Origin of the sequence: Micromonospora hortensis (assembly GCF_022230935.1) — a bacterium.
Lineage (GTDB): Bacteria > Actinomycetota > Actinomycetes > Mycobacteriales > Micromonosporaceae > Micromonospora > Micromonospora hortensis.
This window is the reverse complement of record NZ_JAKKFE010000027.1, coordinates 105909-122127: the sequence shown is the minus strand read 5'-3', so window position 1 is coordinate 122127 and position 16219 is coordinate 105909. Positions and strand designations below refer to the sequence as shown.

14 protein-coding genes and 1 pseudogene are annotated in these 16219 nt (G+C 68.7%); 4 read left to right on the top strand and 11 right to left on the bottom strand.

The features are described from left to right. Positions 1-240: 240 nt before the first annotated feature. Positions 241-1752, bottom strand: coding sequence for a 30S ribosomal protein S1 (gene rpsA, locus NIE111_RS21335; RefSeq protein WP_112582670.1), 1512 nt, complete (start codon positions 1750-1752; stop codon positions 241-243). 432 nt (positions 1753-2184) lie between these two features. Here rpsA and NIE111_RS21330 point away from each other — a divergent pair, with 432 nt between their 5' ends. The 4 genes and pseudogenes from NIE111_RS21330 to NIE111_RS21315 form a co-directional block, all read left to right on the top strand. Further along, a complete protein-coding gene (locus tag NIE111_RS21330) occupies positions 2185-2991 on the top strand; it encodes a class I SAM-dependent methyltransferase (RefSeq protein WP_238686064.1) in 807 nt (268 codons plus the stop codon). A 108-nt stretch (positions 2992-3099) separates the two neighbouring features. Beyond that, entirely contained in the window at positions 3100-3651 is a 552-nt protein-coding gene (locus tag NIE111_RS21325; RefSeq protein WP_442932709.1) for a Uma2 family endonuclease, read from the top strand. Between the two features lie 36 nt (positions 3652-3687). Continuing rightward, a complete protein-coding gene (locus tag NIE111_RS21320; RefSeq protein ID WP_238686062.1) occupies positions 3688-3906 on the top strand; it encodes a hypervirulence associated TUDOR domain-containing protein in 219 nt (72 codons plus the stop codon). Beyond that, positions 3893-4237 (top strand): annotated as a pseudogene (locus tag NIE111_RS21315) (DUF3140 domain-containing protein); the annotation flags it as partial. The gene NIE111_RS21320 and the pseudogene NIE111_RS21315, both read left to right, overlap by 14 nt. A gap of 159 nt (positions 4238-4396) precedes the next feature. Here NIE111_RS21315 and polA read toward each other — a convergent pair. The 10 genes from polA to NIE111_RS21265 all read right to left on the bottom strand — a co-directional run bounded on the left by polA (position 4397) and on the right by NIE111_RS21265 (position 16214). Next, positions 4397-7096 (bottom strand): DNA polymerase I, encoded by a 2700-nt coding sequence (gene polA, locus NIE111_RS21310; RefSeq protein ID WP_238686061.1) that lies wholly within the window; start codon positions 7094-7096, stop codon positions 4397-4399. Positions 7097-7186: 90 nt separating this feature from the next. Next, positions 7187-7993: an amino acid ABC transporter ATP-binding protein gene (locus tag NIE111_RS21305; RefSeq protein ID WP_308193719.1), complete on the bottom strand. Its 807-nt coding sequence runs from the start codon at positions 7991-7993 to the stop codon at positions 7187-7189. Continuing rightward, positions 7993-8970 carry an amino acid ABC transporter permease gene (locus NIE111_RS21300; protein WP_112582677.1) on the bottom strand — a complete coding sequence of 326 codons (978 nt, stop codon included), beginning with the start codon at positions 8968-8970 and terminating at the stop codon, positions 7993-7995. Before NIE111_RS21300 ends, NIE111_RS21305 begins: the two co-directional genes overlap by 1 nt. A 3-nt stretch (positions 8971-8973) precedes the next feature. Beyond that, complete coding sequence (locus tag NIE111_RS21295; protein ID WP_238686060.1) at positions 8974-9885, bottom strand: ABC transporter substrate-binding protein; 912 nt, start codon at positions 9883-9885, stop codon at positions 8974-8976. A 37-nt stretch (positions 9886-9922) separates the two neighbouring features. Continuing rightward, the gene (locus tag NIE111_RS21290) at positions 9923-10633 is read right to left on the bottom strand and encodes an ABC transporter ATP-binding protein (RefSeq protein ID WP_238686059.1); all 711 of its coding nucleotides are present in this window, start codon (positions 10631-10633) and stop codon (positions 9923-9925) included. After that, complete coding sequence (locus NIE111_RS21285) at positions 10623-11414, bottom strand: ABC transporter ATP-binding protein (RefSeq protein WP_238686069.1); 792 nt, start codon at positions 11412-11414, stop codon at positions 10623-10625. The genes NIE111_RS21290 and NIE111_RS21285 overlap by 11 nt, the downstream gene beginning before the upstream one ends. A 46-nt stretch (positions 11415-11460) precedes the next feature. Beyond that, the gene (locus tag NIE111_RS21280) at positions 11461-12570 is read right to left on the bottom strand and encodes a branched-chain amino acid ABC transporter permease (protein WP_091407909.1); all 1110 of its coding nucleotides are present in this window, start codon (positions 12568-12570) and stop codon (positions 11461-11463) included. Further along, complete coding sequence (locus NIE111_RS21275; protein ID WP_124815745.1) at positions 12567-13517, bottom strand: branched-chain amino acid ABC transporter permease; 951 nt, start codon at positions 13515-13517, stop codon at positions 12567-12569. Before NIE111_RS21275 ends, NIE111_RS21280 begins: the two co-directional genes overlap by 4 nt. Before the next feature lie 109 nt (positions 13518-13626). Further along, positions 13627-14787, bottom strand: coding sequence for a branched-chain amino acid ABC transporter substrate-binding protein (locus tag NIE111_RS21270; RefSeq protein WP_238686058.1), 1161 nt, complete (start codon positions 14785-14787; stop codon positions 13627-13629). A gap of 257 nt (positions 14788-15044) precedes the next feature. Beyond that, positions 15045-16214 (bottom strand): hypothetical protein, encoded by a 1170-nt coding sequence (locus NIE111_RS21265; protein WP_238686057.1) that lies wholly within the window; start codon positions 16212-16214, stop codon positions 15045-15047. Positions 16215-16219: the final 5 nt, after the last annotated feature.

Sequence of the window (16219 nt, the reverse complement as noted above, 5' to 3'; positions counted from 1 at the left end):
CGCGCCCCGCGCCCCGCGCCCAAGATCATGCTCGACCAAGGATGTAGTGGTGTGCGGCGCCCGGGAGGCCCCTACATCATGGATCGAGCACGATCTTGACCGTCCGGACCAGCCGCCGCGCCCCGGCCGCCGCCGCGCTCCGGCCGCCGGCGCGCCCCGCGACTCGCCCGGGGTACGGCGAGGGCCCCGCCCCCAGCGATCCGGAGATCGCGGGAACGGGGCCCGTCGTCGTTCAGCGGGTCACTTACCGCCGGCGAGCTTCTCCCGCAGTGCGGCGAGCGCCTCGTCGGTGGCCAGCGTGCCGGCCGGCTCCTCGGCCTGCCGGCTCGGGGCCGGGCTGGACGAGGAGGTGGTGCCACCGCCACCGCCGCCGCCAGCGGCCGGAACGGCCGGAGTCGGGTTGGCGGCAGCCTCGGCGTCGGCGGCCCGAGAGGTCTGCACCTGCTTGGTGTGGGCCTCCCAGCGCAGGCGAGCCTCGGCGTACTGGTTCTCCCAGGTCTCGCGCTGCTTGTCGTACCCCTCGAGCCACTCGCCCGTCTCCGGGTCGAAGCCCTCGGGGTAGATGTAGTTGCCCTCGGTGTCGTACGTCGCGGCCATGCCGTAGAGGGTCGGGTCGAAGTGCTCCTCGCCCTCGACGAAGCCCTCGTTGGCCTGCTTGAGCGACAGCGAGATCCGGCGGCGCTCCAGGTCGATGTCGATGACCTTGACCATGACCTCGGAGCCAACCTGGACGACCTGCTCCGGGATCTCCACGTGGCGCTCGGCCAGCTCGGAGATGTGGACCAGACCCTCGATGCCGTCGTCCACGCGGACGAACGCACCGAACGGAACCAGCTTGGTGACCTTACCCGGCACGATCTGCTGGATCGCGTGGGTGCGGGCGAACTGACGCCACGGGTCTTCCTGGGTCGCCTTCAGCGACAGCGAGACGCGCTCGCGGTCCAGGTCGACGTCCAGGACCTCGACCTCGACCTCCTGGCCAACCTCGACGACCTCGGACGGGTGGTCGATGTGCTTCCAGGACAGCTCGGAAACGTGCACCAGACCGTCGACGCCGCCCAGGTCCACGAAGGCACCGAAGTTGACGATCGAGGACACGACGCCCTTGCGGACCTGGCCCTTCTGCAGCTTGTTGAGGAACTCGGTGCGCACCTCGGACTGCGTCTGCTCCAGCCAGGCCCGGCGGGACAGGACCACGTTGTTGCGGTTCTTGTCCAGCTCGATGATCTTGGCCTCGAGCTCCCGCCCGACGTACGGCTGCAGGTCGCGCACACGACGCATCTCGACCAGGGACGCGGGCAGGAAGCCGCGCAGCCCGATGTCGAGGATGAGGCCGCCCTTGACCACCTCGATGACCGAACCGCGGACGACGCCGTCCTCGTCCTTGATCTTCTCGATCGTGCCCCAGGCCCGCTCGTACTGTGCCCGCTTCTTGGAGAGGATCAGACGACCCTCCTTGTCCTCCTTCTGGAGGACAAGGGCCTCGATGTGGTCGCCAACCGTCACAACCTCGGCGGGGTCCACGTCGTGCTTGATCGACAACTCCCGAGAGGGGATGACACCCTCGGTCTTGTAGCCGATGTCGAGCAGGACCTCGTCCCGATCGACCTTGACGACGGTGCCTTCGACAATGTCGCCGTCGTTGAAGTACTTGATGGTCTCGTCGATCGCGGCGAGGAATGCCTCCTCGGAACCGAGATCGTCGTGGGTGACCCGGGTGGCGCTCGAGGGGGCCTCGATGCTGCTCGTCATGTGGGCGGTTGCTCCGGTCGGTGGGTTGTCACAGCAGGCTGGTGTGTCGCAGTGACCTGTTCGCGCCAGCGGATCCGTCGCCGGGCACACCGAACGATCGCCTAGTGAGATCATGATGTGGCTCCGTCGACCGCGCACCTGCTCCCTGCCGAGGCAACGCGATCCGCGAGCGCATCGTCTAGCCTACCGTGCGCATTACCACAGCGTGCAAGCCCTCCCGGGTTCTCTTCGTGCGATGACCTGCGAAAGCCGAACAATCGCCCGGAAAACACCCCTGCTGTCTCCTGCGTCACAGCGGCACCTCCCGCCCCGCCGGCTCGCACACCGCGACGCCACCGAAGACGGGCCGATCAAGCCGGCCGAGCGAGGAGTCGCACAGATCGTGGACGCGCCGCCGCACCCAACGGGGTGGGTGGGGCCTAGCGTGAGCGCGTGGATGACGACAGCCGGGTTACCCGGCGCCGGGTGGGTGACGCCGAGGCCCGGCGCGCCAACCGCGGCTGGTGGGACACCGACGCCGACGACTACCAGGCCGAACACGGCGCGTTCCTCGGCGACGTGGACTTCGTGTGGTGCCCCGAGGGCCTGCGCGAGGCCGACGCCCGGCTGCTCGGCGACGTGTCGGGGCGGCGGGTGCTGGAGGTGGGCGCCGGCGCCGCGGCCGCCGCCCGTTGGCTCGCCACCCAGGGCGCCCGGCCGGTCGCCTTCGATCTGTCCGCCGGCATGTTGCGCCACGCCGCCGAGGCGGCCGAGCGCACCGGGGTACGCGTACCGCTGGTGCAGGCCGACGCGCTCGCCCTGCCGTTCACCGACCGGTCGTTCGACGTCGCCTGCACCGCGTTCGGCGCGATCCCGTTCGTGGACGACTCGGCGGCGCTGCTCGCCGAGGTGCACCGGGTGCTGCGCCCGGGCGGCCGGTGGGTGTTCTCGGTGACCCACCCGATGCGGTGGATCTTTCTCGACGACCCCGGCGAGGGCGGCCTGACGGCCGTGCACTCGTACTTCGACCGCTCCCCGTACGTGGAACAGGACGACAGCGGCGTGGCCACCTACGTCGAGCAGCACCGCACCCTCGGCGACCGGATCCGCGAGCTGGTCGGCACCGGGTTCCGGCTGTTGGACCTGGTGGAGCCGGAGTGGCCGGAGGGACACGAGGGGATCTGGGGGCAGTGGAGCCCGCTGCGCGGACGACTCTTCCCCGGCACCGCCATCTTCGTCACCGAGAAGCCCGCCGACTGAGCGCGCCGCACCCGTTGTCCGACGTGTGCCCCATCGATCGCCGGTAGGCTCGTGCCCATGAGCGTCGAGCCCGTCCCGACATCACCTGGCCCCTGGTGTCCGGATCCGATGCGGCAGCAGCGTGCCGACTACACGCTGGAGGACCTGCTCACCCTGCCGGACGACGCCCCCCGCGTCGAACTCGTTGACGGAGTTGTCCAGGTGACACCCTCCCCCACCCTGGGCCATCAAGACATCTCGTTCCTCCTACGTCTTTGGCTTCACTCACGTGTGCCGGGCCATCTCCGAGTCGCCCAAGCGGTCGGAGTGGGGCTCAGCCGCAACACCAGCCGACAACCAGACCTGTTGCTCTGCCGCGCCGACGTGCCGTCCGACCGGTCCACTCTGCGGCCGTCGGACGTCGTGCTCGCCGTGGAGATCGTCTCGCCCGGCACGCGACGGATCGACCGGTTCGCGAAGCCGGGTGAGTACGCCGCCGCCGGCATCCCGTTCTACTGGCGGATCGAGCAGGATCCGGTGCACGTGTACGCGTACCGGATCGGCGACCGGGTGGGGCCGGGCGGTGAGCGGCAGTACGAGCTGGTCGCCGACGGCGCCGAGGTGATCGAGCTGACCGAGCCGTTCGACATCAAGCTGCCGATCGCCGAGATCACCCCGTAGTCGTTTCGCAGTGGCCGCCCCGGGTAGCCGAGGACCATGGCCGAACAGAGATTCCGCAAGGGCGACCATGTCTCCTGGTCGGCCCACGGCAGCCGCGCGTACGGCGTGGTGCGGGGGACGATCACCGAGCGGACACGGATCCGCGGGCGGGCCGTGAACGCGGGCCCCGACGACCCGCAGTACCGGGTCCGCAGTGACGGCACGGGCCGCGACGTGGCCCACCGCCCCGAGGCGCTGCGCCATGAGCAGAGGTGATGACGGCCGGGACACCTACCGGGAGTTCACCGAAGCGGTGAACATGAAGCCCGGTGAGCTGTCCACCTGGCTGGAGACCGACGAGTCGAAGCAGGTCGGCTGGCACAAGGGCGGTCGAGCTGGTGGTGGCGAGTCCGTCGGACACGAATCCGGGCGGAAGATCATCAACCTGCTCCGTCGCAAACGCGGTGACCTGTCCGACGGCGACTACAAGCACATGCGCAAGGTCGTCGGCTACGTACGCCGGCACATGGCGCAGCGCCCCTCCGGCGACGTCCGCGACACCAAGTGGCGCTGGTCGCTGATGAACTGGGGCCACGACCCTATGAAGTAGCCGGCGCAGCCCGGCGACCCTTGATCCACCACACGAACGGCCGCGACCAGGACGACCCGGTCAGGGGTTCCGGGGCAGCCCGACCCACGCAGGGATCGAGCCTGACCGCCCGGAGTGGGTCGGGCTGCCCCGGAACCCCCACACCGCAACGCCAAATCAGTGATCGGCGCTGTTCCAGTCCCGACCCAGGCCGACCGACACCTCCAGCGGCACCGACAGCGGGTACGCCCCGCCCATCTCCCGCCGGACCAGGGCCTCCAACGACTCCCGCTCACCCGGGGCGACCTCGAAGACCAGCTCGTCGTGCACCTGCAACAGCATCCGTGAGCGCAGCCCAGCGTCGCGCAGCGCGGTGTCGACGTGCAGCATCGCCACCTTGATGATGTCGGCGGCGGAGCCCTGGATGGGGGCGTTGAGCGCCATCCGCTCGGCGATGTCACGGCGCTGCCGGTTGTCGCTGACCAGGTCGGGCAGGTAGCGGCGTCGGCCGAGGATGGTGGAGGTGTAGCCGTCCTGGCGGGCCCGGGCGACCACCTGCTGAAGGTAGTCGCGCACCCCGCCGAAGCCGGCGAAGTAGTTCTCCATCAGCCCACGCGCCTCTTCGGTGCTGATGCTGAGCTGTTGGGAGAGGCCGAAGGCGCTCAGACCGTACGCCAGGCCGTAGTTCATGGCCTTGATCTTGCGGCGTTGGTCGGGGGTGACCTCGTCGAGCGGCACGCCGAAGACCGACGAGGCGGTGGCGGCGTGGAAGTCGGCGCCGGAGTTGAACGCGTCGATCAGTGCGTCGTCCGAGCTGAGGTGCGCCATGATGCGCATCTCGATCTGGCTGTAGTCGGCCGTGAGCAGACACTCGTAGCCCTCCCCCACCACGAAGGCCCGCCGGATCCGACGGCCCTCCTCGGTGCGGATCGGGATGTTCTGCAGGTTGGGCTCGGTGGAGGAGAGCCGACCGGTGGCCGCCACTGTCTGGTTGAAGGTGGTGTGGATCCGGCCGTCGTCGGAGACCGACTTCAGCAGCCCGTCGACTGTCGACTTGAGCTTGGCCACGTCCCGGTGACGCAGGAGGTGGGCCAGCACCGGGTGCGGCTGCTGCGCGTAGAGCCACTGCAGGGCGTCGGCGTCGGTGGTGTAACCCGTCTTGATCTTCTTGGTCTTCGGCAGACCCAGCTCGGTGAAGAGGATCTCCTGCAACTGCTTGGGCGAGCCGAGGTTGAACTCCCGACCGATCTCGGCGTAGGCGTTCTGTGCCGCGGTCTTGACCTCACCGGCGAAGTGGGCCTCCAGCTCGTGGAGGTAGTCGTCGTCGGCGGCGATGCCGGTGCTCTCCATGGTGGCCAGCACCCGCATCAACGGCAGCTCCACGCCGGCCATCAGCCGGGCGGACTGCTCGCCGTCGCGGGACAACTCGGCGTCGATCGCGTCGGCCAGGTCGAGGGTGGCACGGGCCTGGAGCATCAGGTTCTGCTCGACCACCCCTTCGTCGCCGAGGCCGTCGAGGGTGAGCTGGCCGGACTCCGGAACGTCGACCCGCAGCTCCCGGTGCAGGTAGCGCAGCGCCAGGTCGGTCAGGTCGTAGGAGCGCTGGTCGGGGCGGGCCAGGTACGCGGCGATCTGGGTGTCCCGGACGATGCCGGCGAGCTGCCAGCCGTGCGCGGCACAGGCCAACACGGCCGGCTTGCTGTCGTGCAGCACCTTGGGGCGCTGCTCGTCGGCCAACCAGCCGGCGAGGGCGCCCTCGTCGGTCGGGTCGAGCTGCGCCGGGTCGACCCAGGCCGCCGCGCCGCCGGCGGTGGCCAGCGCGAGACCGGTGATCGAGGCGGTGTGCCGGCGGTTGGGGCCGGTGTCGAGCTTGACCGCCAACCCGACCGGGGTGCCGGTCGGGACGTGCGTGGTCAGCCACCCGGCGAGCGCGCCGGGCTGGGTGAGCACCTCGCCGGTGAGGTCGAAGCCGGACTCGGCCTCCGGCTCGACCGCCTCCAGGTACTGGTAGAGACGGTCGCGCAGGATCCGGAACTCCAGGGTGTCGAAGACCTGGTGCACCGCCTCCCGGTCCCAACCTGTCCAGCGGCTGTCCTCCGGGCGCAGCGGCAGCTCCAGGTCGGAGACGAGGCAGTTGATCTCGTAGTTGCGGATCACGTCGGCGAGCCGCTCCCGCAGGCTGTCGCCGGCCTTGCCCTTGATCTCGTCGGCCCGGGCGATCACGCCGTCAACCCCGCCGTACGTGGTGATCCACTTGGCCGCGGTCTTCGGGCCGACGCCCGGGATGCCGGGCAGGTTGTCACTGGTCTCGCCGACCAGCGCGGCGAGGTCCCGGTACTGCTGTGGCGGCACACCGTACTTCGCCTCGATCGCCGCCGGGTCCATCCGGGCCAGGTCGGAGACGCCCTTACGCGGGTAGAGGACGGTGATCTGATCGTCGACCAGCTGGAACGCGTCGCGGTCACCGCTGCTGATCAGCACCGACATGCCCTGGTCGCGGGCCTGGCAGGCGAGCGTGGCGATGACGTCGTCGGCCTCGAAGCCCTCTTTCTCCACCACCGGGATCTGCAGCGCGGCCAGGACCTCCTTGACCAGGCTGACCTGGCCCTTGAAGTCGGTCGGGGTCTCACTGCGGCCGGCCTTGTACTCCGCGTACTTGTCGGTGCGGAAGGAGTGGCGGGAGACGTCGAAGGCCACGACGATGTGGGTGGGCTGCTCGTCGCGCAGCACGTTGATCAGCATGGAGGTGAAGCCGTACACCGCGTTGGTCGGCTGCCCCGTCGTGGTGGAGAAGTTTTCCACGGGCAGGGCGAAGAACGCCCGGTATGCCATGGAATGTCCGTCAACGAGGAGCAGGCGCGGTGTCGTAGCTGTCACGGCAGCGACTCTAGCCCGCCGCTACGACAGGACGGGACACCGGCACGACGCCCGGCGCGGCCGTTCGGGACGGCCACGCCGAGCACCGGCTCAGAGCACCTTGGCCAGGAACGCCTTCGTCCGGTCGTGCTGGGGGTTGGCGATCACCTCGCGCGGCGCGCCGGACTCCACCACCACGCCGTCGTCCATGAAGACCAGCGAGTCGCCGACCTCCCGGGCGAAGCCGATCTCATGGGTCACCACGATCATCGTCATGCCGTCGCGGGCCAGGTCCTTCATCACGTCGAGCACCTCGCCGACCAGCTCCGGGTCCAGCGCGCTGGTGGGCTCGTCGAAGAGCATCAGCTTCGGCTGCATCGCCAACGCCCTGGCGATGGCCACCCGCTGCTGCTGCCCGCCGGAGAGCTGCGCAGGGTAGTTGCCCAGCTTGTCGCCGAGCCCGACCCGCTGGAGCAGCGCGGCGGCCCGGTCCCGGGCGGCGGCCTTGCGCTCCCGGCCCGACAGCACCGGCGCCTCGGCGACGTTCTGCAGGGCGGTCATGTGCGGAAAAAGGTTGAACCGCTGGAACACCATGCCGATCGAGCGGCGCTGGGTGGCGATCTCCTTCTCCCGCATCTCGTGCAGCTTGCCGCCGCGCTCCCGGTAGCCGATCAGGTCGCCGTCCACCCGGATCCGGCCGGCGTTGATCTTCTCCAGATGGTTGATGCAGCGCAGGAACGTCGACTTGCCCGAGCCGGAGGGCCCGAGCAGACAGCAGACCTCGCCGCTGCGGACCTCCAGGTCGATGCCCTTGAGCACCTCCACCGACCCGAACGACTTGTGCACCTGCTCAGCGCGGACCATCACGCCGTCGCCGGCCGTTCCCGCGGCATCCGCCGGTGTCGTCACCTGCTTCATCACCGACCCGCCTCGCTCGCGCTACCGCCGGCCTCCGCGGTGATCCCGCGCAGTCTGATCTTCGCTTGGGCGCTCTTGCCGAACCCCTTGGAGAAGTGCCGCTCCAGGTAGTACTGCCCGACGAGCAGCACGCTGGTCAGCAGCAAGTACCACAGGCAGGCCGCCACGTACATCGGGAAGACCTGGAAGGTCCGGTTACCCACGGCCTTGAGCTGGAAGAACAGCTCGGTGGAGACCGGTACGAAGGCCACCAGCGAGGTGTCCTTGAGCATCGCGATGGTCTCGTTGCCGGTCGGCGGGATGATCACCCGCATCGCCTGCGGCAGCACGATGCGGCGCAGGATCTGGGTACGGCTCAGGCCCAGCGCCTGTGCCGCCTCGGTCTGCCCCTCGTCCACCGACTGGATCCCGGCCCGAACGATCTCGGCCATGTACGCCGCCTCGGAGAGCCCGAGCGCCAGCATGCCGGCGACGAATCCCGTGAGGATCTCCAGCGCGGAGAAACCGAACAGACGTGCCTCGAAGTCGTCGACGCCGAAGAGCGCGCCGATCTGCCGATCGAACGGGAGCCCGAACTCGATCCGGGCCCAGAGGATGCCGAGGTTGCCGAAGAGGATCGCCAGCACCAGCCGGGGCACCGCTCGGAAGAACCAGGTGTACGCCCAGGAGACGCCCCGCAAGATCGGGTTCTCCGACAACCGCATGATGGCGACGACAACGCCGAGACTGACGCCGATCACCATCGCGAGCACTGTCAGCGCGAGCGTGCCGCGCAGACCCTCCATGATCGGCGGCCGGAACATCTCGTCGACCATGAACGCCCAGTTGAACGCCTTGTTCGTCACCAGCAGGTGGACGAACATGGCCACCAGCACCCCGATCACGGCGACCGCTACCCAACGCCCGGGATGCCGGACGGGCACGGCCTGGATGGGTTCCGGCCGTGCCCGTTCGGTTGTGTCCGTTTCCGACGACATGCGTCAGCTGGCGGGGTTCAGCGCCGAGGAGGTGATGGCGCCGCCCTCGACGCCCCACTTCTTCAACGCGGTCTGGTACGAGCCGTCAGCGATGACCGCCTGGACGGCCTCCTTGAGCACCTCGGCGAAGGCGGTCTGGTCCTTCTTGACGGCGTAGCCGTACGGGGCGGACTCGTAGATCTCGCCGACCAGCTCCAGCGAGCCGTTGCTCTGCTTCACCGCGTACGCCCCGACCGGCGAGTCGGCCAGCATGGCGTCGTTCTTGCCGCTGAACACGGCGGCAGTGGCGTCGCTCTGCGCCTGGTACTGGTCGATGGTGATCGCCGGCTTGCCGCCGGTGGTGCACTTCTTCGACCGGGCGGTGATGTCGTCGAGCTGCACGGTGCCGGTCTGCACGGCGATCTTCTTGCCGCAGGCGTTCTCGGTGTCGATCTTGGCCGCGTTGCCGGCCTTGGTCACCCACTGGGTACCGGCGGAGAAGTAGCTCACCATGTTGACGCTCTTGAGCCGCTCGGCGTTGATCGTGAACGACGACACGCCGATCTCGTACTTGGCGGAGTCGACACCGGGCAGGATCGCGTCGAAGGGCGCCGACTCGTACTCGGCCTTGAGACCGAGCTTCTGCGCCACCGCGTTGAACAGCTCGACGTCGAACCCGACCACCGTCTTGCCGTCCTGGTCCAGGAACTCCGCCGGGGCGTACGTCGAGTCGGTGCCGACCTTGATCACACCGTCGGACTTGATGGCGTCGGGCACCTTCCCGGCCAGCGCCGAGTCCGCCGCCGCCGTGACGGTCGGACCGGCACCGGGCGATCCGCTGTTCTCCTTCTCCCCACACCCCGTCAGCGAGAGGGCGAGCAGCGCCGCACTGGCGGCACCGAACGCCGCCCGGCGGGCACCGTTGGTATTGAACATGTCTGTGCACTCCTTGCGTGAGGGGTGTGACGGCCGCTCAGGCCACGCCGAGGTATGCCTCTTTGACCGCCGGGTCGTGCAGCAGCTCGGCGCCGGTTCCGGTCTTGACGATCTTGCCGGTCTCAAGCACGTACGCCCGGTGCGCGCGGGCCAGCGCCTGCTGCGCGTTCTGCTCCACCAGCAGGACTGTGGTGCCCTGCTCGTTGATCTCCTTGATGATGTCGAAGATCTGTTGGATCAGCATTGGCGCCAACCCCATCGAGGGCTCGTCGAGCAACAGCAGCTTGGGCCGGCTCATCAACGCCCTACCGACCGCCAGCATCTGCTGCTCGCCGCCGGAAAGGGTACCTCCGGCCTGCTTACGTCGCTCCGCGAGCCTGGGGAAGAGGTCGAGCACCCGGGCCAGGTCCTGGGCGATCCCGGCGCGGTCACGCCGGGTGTACGCCCCCATGTCCAGATTCTCGAGCACCGACATGCCGGGGAAGATCCCCCGGCCCTCGGGCGCCTGGCAGAGCCCTCGCCGGACCCGCAGGTCCGCCCGGAGCTTGGAGATGTCCTCGCCCTCGAAACGGATGCTGCCGGTGGCGATCGGCCGAATGCCGGAGATCGCCCGCATGGTGGTCGACTTCCCGGCGCCGTTGGCGCCGATCAGCGCGACGATCTCACCCTCGGCCACGGTCAGGCTGATGCCGTGCAACGCCTGGATCCGCCCGTAGAGCAGGCTCACATCCTCGATCTCAAGCAACATCGTCCGGCACCCCCAGGTACGCCGCGACCACCTTCGGGTTGTCCCGCACCTCGGCGGGCAGCCCTTCGGCGATCTTCTTTCCGAACTCCAGCACGACGATCCGGTCAGTGACGCCCATGACCAGGCGCATGTCGTGCTCGATCAGCAGCACGGTCACGCCGGTGTCCCGGACCTGCCGGATGAGCTGGAGCAGCTCCTCCTTCTCCGCCGGGTTGAAGCCGGCGGCCGGCTCGTCCAGGCAGAGCAGCACCGGATCGGTGGCCAGCGCCCGGGCGATCTCCAACCGCCGCTGCTCCCCGTAGGAGAGGTTGCGGGCGAACTCGTGCAGCCGGTGCCGGATGCCGACGAACTCCAGCAGCCGCTCGGCCTTCTCCCGTCCCTCACGCTCCTCGCGCCGGTGCCGAGGCAACCGGAACAGAGCGGAGAGCACGCTGGTCTTGTGGTGCGCGTCCGCGCCGACCTGGACGTTCTCCAGGGCGGTCATCTCCGGGAACAGGCGGATGTTCTGGAACGTCCGGGCCATACCCATCTGGGTGATCTGGTGGCGCTTCTTCCCACTGATCTTGCCGCCACGGAACCGGATCTCACCCTTGGTGGGCTGGTAGATGCCGGTCATCGCGTTGAAGCAGGTGGTCTTGCCAGCGCCGTTCGGGCCGATCAGCCCGAGGATCTCCCCCTTGTAGAGGGTGAAGTTGACGTTGTCGAGCGCGACCACGCCGCCGAAGCGCAGCGTGACGTTGTCGACCTCCAGCAGCGGCTCCCGGTTGGGGACCGCCTCCATCGCCGGCGCGCCGGCCTGCGCCGGAACAGCCGGCGTCTGATCGGTGTCACTCACCGACGATCACCTCCTTGCGACGGTCTTTGAACTCCGCCGCCCGTCGTCGGTTCGGAATCAGGCCCTCCGGCCGGAAGATCATCATCACCACGAGGACCAGACCGAAGATCAGGAACCGGTACTCGTACAGCTCCACGCCGAACAGCTCGATGCCGCGGAACCGCTCGATCATGTACGCCACCAGGCCACCACCGACGATCGCGCCGACGATGTTGCCCGAACCACCGAAGATCACCGCCGCCAGGATGATGATCGAGTTGAGCAGCTCGAAGTTCTGCGAGTTGACGAAGTTCTGCTTACCCGCGAAGAGCGCGCCGGCCAGACCGGCGATCGCGGCACCCGAGGCGAACGCCCAGAGCTTGAACTTGAACGTCGGCACACCCATCAGCTGCGCGGCGTCCTCGTCCTCCCGGATCGAGATCCAGGCCCGACCGACCCGACTGTGCGTCAGGTTCCGCACACCGATCACCACCAGGATGATCAGCGTGAGCACCAGCCAGTAGTACGGCCGGGCGTCCAGCACGCCGAAGAACGGCTTGCCGTCGGCGTACTTGCCGGGCGGGTGCGGGATCTGGTTGAAACCCCGCTGGCCCTTGAGGAACTCCGAGCTGACCGCGGCGATCCGGATCATCTCGGCGAAGCCGAGCGTCACGATCGCCAGGTAGTCACCGCGCAGACGCAGCGTCGGCGTACCGAGCATCACACCCGAGAGCATGGTCAACCCGATCGCCAGCGGCACCACGAGCAGCCACGGCCAGAGCGTCTTGAGGTTGCTGCTCGGCGAGGTCAGCACCGCGACCGTGTACGCCCCGACGGCGAAGAAGCCGAAGTAGCCCAGGTCGAGCAGGCCGGCGAAACCGACAACGATGTTCAACCCGACGGCCAGCAGCACGTAGATCGAGACGGTGAACAGCACCTGCGTGAAGTTCGCACCAGGGGTCGGGATCGGCCCGAGATACTGGTAGAACTCCCTGTTCGGCAGCGCGTAGAAGAACGCGATCACCGCGACCAGCAACGCCCAACGCACCCAGCGCGGCGCGCCGCGCCACCGTTCTCCGGCCGCCTCGCGGCCAGAGCGCACCCTCTCCAGGACGGTCGTCATGCTCGTGCCCTCCCCAGCGATTCGCCCAGCAGACCCGTCGGCCGGAACATCAGCAGCACCACCAACACCGCGAAGGCGGCGAAGTCCTTCCACTGACTGCCGAACAGACCAGCGGCGTAGTTCTCCACCACGCCCAGCAGCAGGCCACCGATCAGCGCGCCGCGCAGGTTGCCGATACCACCCAGCACCGCGGCGGTGAAGGCCTTGAGCCCCAGCAGGAAGCCGACGCTGTAGGTCAGGGTCTGGATCCGCACGTCGTAGAGCAGACCGGCCACGCCGGCCATCGCACCACCGGTGATGAAGACCATCAGGATGATCCGGTCCTTGTTCACGCCCATCAGCGCGGCGGTGTTGGCGTCCTGGGCCACGGCCCGGATGCCCCGGCCGGTACGGCTGCGGTTGATGAAGAGGTCCAGCAGGACCATCATCAGCAGCGCCGCGCCAATCGTCAGCAGCTGGATCGAGTCGATCGGCACGCCGAAGAGGTGGAACAGCGGTTTGCTGCTCACCAGACTGGGCGCGCCCTCCGGCAGTCGGCGGGTCCAGATGCCGAAGGCCTCGGAGATCGCGATCGAGGCACCGATCGCGGTGATCAGGAAGGCCAGCGGCGGGGCGTTGCGCTTACGCAACGGCCGGTACGCCACCCGCTCGATCACCGTCGCGGTGCCCGCCGAAGCGATGGCGGCGACGATCATCGCCACCAGCAGGTAGAACAGGATCGATCCAATTCCGCTGACCTGCGAGTTCTGGTCGAGTCCAAAGCCGTTCCAGGTCCAGATCGCCGCGAACGCGCCGGCGATGAAGACCTCGGAGTGAGCGAAGTTGATGAGTCTCAGCACGCCGTAGACCAGCGTGTAGCCGAGCGCGACCAGGGCGTAGATCGCGCCCTGGGTCAGGCCGGTCGTGGTGAGTTCCCCGAAGTTGGAGAACAGTCCATTGAAGTCCAAGGGAGGGACGCTCCATCACGTCTGGAGAGAAAATTGGGGTGCGGCCGGGAGCGAGCAGCTCCCGGCCGCACCCGCGATCACAACTCAATCGCCGAAGCAGCGACCAACATCAGGACTTCGGGATCTCCTGGTCCGGGACAACCTTGCCGCCGGTGACCTTGAAGGCCCAGACCTTGACCTGAGCCGGGTCCAGCTCGCCGGTCTCGGTGAACTTGTAGCTCGCCGCGACACCCTCGCCGCTGTAGCCCTTCACGAACTCCAGCAGGCCCTCACGGGTGGTCTTGCCAGCCTTGATACCGGCCAGCAGGATGTTCGCCGCGTCGTAGGCGGTGTCGCTGTAGGTGCCCGGGTCGGTGCCGTTGAGCGCCTTGAACTCCTGCACGAAGGTGCCACGGGCCTCAGCGGCCGGCTGGCACGGGCAGGTGAGGATGGTGCCCTCAGCCGCCGCCTGACCAGCGGAGGTGATGTACGCACCGTCGTTGACGCCGTCGCCGGCGACCAGCGGCGCGGTGACCCCGGCAGCGGTGAGCTGCTTACGGATCAGGCCGGCCTCCTGGTAGTAACCGCCGTAGAAGATCGCCTTCACGTTGGCGGCCTTGACCTTGGTGACCACGCCGGAGAACTCGGTCTGCTTGCCCTCGCCCTGGACCTTGTCCGAGCCGACAACCGCCGGGCCGAGCAGCTTCTTGACCTCGTCGGCCAGGCCGGCGCCGTACGCGGACTGGTCGTCGATGACGTAGACCTTGTCGGCCTTCATCACGTTCTTCATGTAGTTGCCGGCCGCCGGGCCCTGGCTGAAGTCGTTGCCAACCGCGCGGAAGAAGGTCTTCCACTTCTGGTCGGCCAGGCTCGGCCGGGTCGCGGACGGGGTGATGGTCACCAGGCCGGCCTCGTTGAACAGCGGGCCGGCGGCCTCGGACTCACCCGAGTAGGCCGGGCCGACGACGCCAAGGATCTTGGTGTCGTCGATCGCCTTCTGCGCCAGACCAGGTGCCTGGTCGGGGCTGCCCTGCGAGTCCAGGGAGGCCAGCTCGACCTTGCAGTCGGCGTTTTCCTTGTTGTACTTGTCGACGGCGAGCTTGACACCGTTGTTCTCGTTGATGCCGAGCGCGGCCGAGCTGCCGGTCAGCGCGCCGAAGAATGCGATCTTGCTGCCGCAGGCGTCACCGCCCCCGCCTGCCGCATCGTCGCCACTGGAGCATGCGGTTCCGCCGGCGACGAGCGCCACCATGGCGACCCCACCGATAACGCGCGCGAGCTTTTGCCTCAAGGCCCGAACCCTCCTCGTCCCATGGTCCGAACCACCCGCTGGCTATTGGCCCTTGCGGGGGCGGACGAACCAGACCGTCGTCGCCGGTCTGGGGCCGGACGTTATCCCACCGTGGAGCTGTGACGTAAGCCCCAAGCGAGCGGGTTGACCGAACCGTTACACGCCGTGGCGGATTGGAAACGATCCCTGTAAGAACCTTCGGTCGTGAAGCCTTTTCACCTTTGTTTCGTCGGCACCGGCCAGCGGGCTTCCGTCAACTACCGATCGAGGTCTGAAACCCCCGCCCACCAGGCACGCGACGTTTTCCCATCGTCCGCCACCAGCAACAGTCGATCTCCCGTCGAGGTCACCGCGACCGCAGTGTCTCCGCTGTCCGGCACCGGCTGCGGCAAGATCATCGGCCGCCATGACTCGCCCACATCGACCGAGAGCCACAGTGTGTGACGGTCCCCGCCCCTCGTCACCGCCACCAAACTCTGCCCGACGGCCACCAGCCCCGCCGCCGACGCCACACCCGGTCCGGCCGTCCCGAATCCGCCCGCCCGCCGCCAACCCTGTGCGGTCAGCCGCCAACTGCCGAACCCAGCCCGCACCGGCCCGACCGCCACCGGCACGTCGCCAACCACCGCCACCCGTTGCGCCTGCCCCCGCCCGTCCACCACCGGCAGGGCAGCCCGCCGCCAGCTCCGGCCGTCAGTCGAGGACCAGGCCAGCGGCGTCAGCGCGGTACCCCCAGGCGGCAGCAGCGCACCCACCACCAACCAACCCGACGGCACGGCGACCCCGTCGTACGCCGCCGTCCGCCCCCGCTCATCACCGGCCAAGTCTGGTGCGCCCTCCACCAGCGCGAACCCGGCCCCATCCGGGGAGATCCACACCGCCGCACCGTCGATCCGACTACCAGCGATCAACCAGCCCTGCGGCCCCGCCGCCAGCCGGGCCACATTGACAGCGCGCGGCCCGCCGTACCGCTCGAAAGGCGCGTCCACCTCGTGCAGCGTGCCGTCCGACGCCTGCCTCCAGGTGCCAGTACGGGGATTGCCGTGCGCGCCCCCACTCTTCGCCCCGACCGCCACCAGCCGCCCATCCCGGCAGGCCGCCGCGGAGAGCACATGCTGCCGGCCGTAGAACGTCACCGGCGCCGTCGGCAGCGGCACCCAGGAAGTGGCGTCCGGGCTGCTCCAGGCGGCCGGGCGGGTCTCCCCGGCCAGATCGACCACGCCGCCGACCACGTACCACCGGTCGGCACAGGCGGTGGCGTCGCGCAGCACCGATCGACCCGGCACACCCGGCGTGTCCGGCAGAACCACCGACTGCCAGGCCGGCCGGACCGGTAGCGGCCCCGCACAGTCGGAACAGGCCGAGGACTCACAGGCGGCCACCAGCACGGCGAGAACGCCGAGCACTGCCCCCATCCGCCTCGACACGGGTC

Excerpts from the sequence above, each read along its gene's own strand:
- NIE111_RS21285 (WP_238686069.1), bottom strand. The coding sequence starts at position 11,414 with ATGGAGGCGGTCCCCAACCGGGAGCCGCTGCTGGAGGTCGACAACGTC.
- rpsA (WP_112582670.1), bottom strand. The coding sequence starts at position 1,752 with ATGACGAGCAGCATCGAGGCCCCCTCGAGCGCCACCCGGGTCACCCAC.
- NIE111_RS21325 (WP_442932709.1), top strand. The coding sequence starts at position 3,100 with ATGCGGCAGCAGCGTGCCGACTACACGCTGGAGGACCTGCTCACCCTG.
- NIE111_RS21280 (WP_091407909.1), bottom strand. The coding sequence starts at position 12,570 with ATGACGACCGTCCTGGAGAGGGTGCGCTCTGGCCGCGAGGCGGCCGGA.
- NIE111_RS21290 (WP_238686059.1), bottom strand. The coding sequence starts at position 10,633 with ATGTTGCTTGAGATCGAGGATGTGAGCCTGCTCTACGGGCGGATCCAG.
- NIE111_RS21300 (WP_112582677.1), bottom strand. The coding sequence starts at position 8,970 with ATGTCGTCGGAAACGGACACAACCGAACGGGCACGGCCGGAACCCATC.
- NIE111_RS21305 (WP_308193719.1), bottom strand. The coding sequence starts at position 7,993 with ATGAAGCAGGTGACGACACCGGCGGATGCCGCGGGAACGGCCGGCGAC.
- NIE111_RS21295 (WP_238686060.1), bottom strand. The coding sequence starts at position 9,885 with ATGTTCAATACCAACGGTGCCCGCCGGGCGGCGTTCGGTGCCGCCAGT.
- NIE111_RS21320 (WP_238686062.1), top strand. The coding sequence starts at position 3,688 with ATGGCCGAACAGAGATTCCGCAAGGGCGACCATGTCTCCTGGTCGGCC.